The 1,477-nt window shown below is 76.1% G+C and carries 2 protein-coding genes; both read left to right on the forward strand.

Annotation, left to right across the window (positions count from 1 at the left end; genetic code table 11):
- Nucleotides 1-328: enoyl-CoA hydratase-related protein (locus AOJ26_RS40435; protein WP_234358804.1), on the forward strand; the 328-nt coding region annotated here is incomplete at its 5' end.
- A 293-nt stretch (nt 329-621) separates the two neighbouring features.
- Nucleotides 622-1,477: sensor domain-containing diguanylate cyclase (locus tag AOJ26_RS40440; RefSeq protein WP_053853311.1), on the forward strand; the 856-nt coding region annotated here is incomplete at its 3' end.

The following is a 1,477-nucleotide window of genomic DNA, read 5'->3' on the forward strand; positions in this document are numbered from 1 at the left end:
GGTGGGGGCGGCCCGGGCCGCCGAGCTGATCTTCACCGCGCGCCGGGTGGAGGCGGAGGAGGCCCGAGACCTGGGGCTCGTGGACCGGCTCGTGGAGGCCGGGGAGGACCGGACGGAGGCGCTGGCGCTCGCGCGCCGGATCGCCGCGAACTCGCCCGTGGGGCTGCGGGCGGCGAAGCGCGCGCTGCGGCTGGGGCAGGGGCTGGATCTGCGGGCCGGGCTCGAGGTGGAGGACGCGGCCTGGCGGGCGGTGGCCTTCTCGGGCGACCGGGCGGAGGGCGTGGCGGCGTTCAACGAACGCCGTGCGCCTCGGTGGCCCGGGCTGTAGCCGACCGTTGTCCGGGTCCGGGTCCGGGTCCGGGTGCGGGTGCGGGTGCGGGTGAGCGGGGGCGGGCGTTCCGCGCAGTTCCCCGCGCCCCTGAAAGGCCTGCGGCGGCCTCTTACGGCCCGGTGGCCCACCCCAGGGGCGCGGGGAACTGCGCGACCGGCCCCCACGCGCCGGCAGCCGCTCGACGACCGACCCCGGCACCCCGTTAGGCGAAAGCACTTGCTCGGGCGACCGTTTCTCGAACGGACCAACCACATCACGGCATACCCCTAAATCCTCCCTAACCTGGACTGATGGGTGAGGACATCCGGCTGGCCGCGGTCGTCGCGTTGGCTCAGGGCATGGCGGCGGCCCACGGCTCGCGGGAGGCGTGGCGGGCAGCCGCCGCCGGGGCGTGCCGTGCGCTCGGCGGGAGCTTCGCCGCGTTGTCCGTGTGGGAGCGGGAGCTCGGCCGGCTCAGGGTGCTGGTGAACGTGGGGGACCGGACCGCCGGTGAGGAGGAGTTCCCCGAAGGCGAGGCGTACCCCGTGCACCAGTTCCCGGAGATCACCGAGTTCCTGCACGAGCGGTGGGCCGGGGGCGGGGAGCCCAACGCGTGGGTCGAGACGGCGGAGGGCCCGGCGGCCGGGGGCCCGCCCGGATATGTGCACCAGCGGGTCGCCGCGCTCCGCCGGAGGGGCCGCGGGAGCTGCGTGGTCGCCCCCATCGTGCTGAACGGCCGGGCCTGGGGGGAGCTGTACGTCGCCCGGCCCACCGGGGCCCCGGTCTTCGGCCGGGAGGACGCCGACTTCGCGACCGTGCTGGCCTCCGTGGTCGCCGCCGGGATCGCCCAGGCGGAGCGGCTGGAGGAGGCGAGACGGCTGGCCTTCACGGACGCGCTGACCGGGCTCGCCAACCGCCGTGCGGTGGACGCGCGGCTCGACGAGGCCGTGGACCGCCACAAGCGGGACGGTGTCGTCGTCAGTCTCGTCGTCTGCGACCTCAACGGGCTGAAGCGGGTCAACGACACCCGTGGGCACGCCGTGGGCGACCGGCTGCTGGAACGTTTCGGGTCGGTGCTGTCGCTGTGCGGCGCCATGCTGCCGGGCGCCCTGGCCGCCCGGCTCGGCGGGGACGAGTTCTGTCTGCTCGCCGTGGGACCGCCCGCCG

Origin of the sequence: Streptomyces sp. NRRL B-24085 (assembly GCF_001282115.1) — a bacterium.
In the GTDB taxonomy this organism is placed as follows: domain Bacteria; phylum Actinomycetota; class Actinomycetes; order Streptomycetales; family Streptomycetaceae; genus Streptomyces.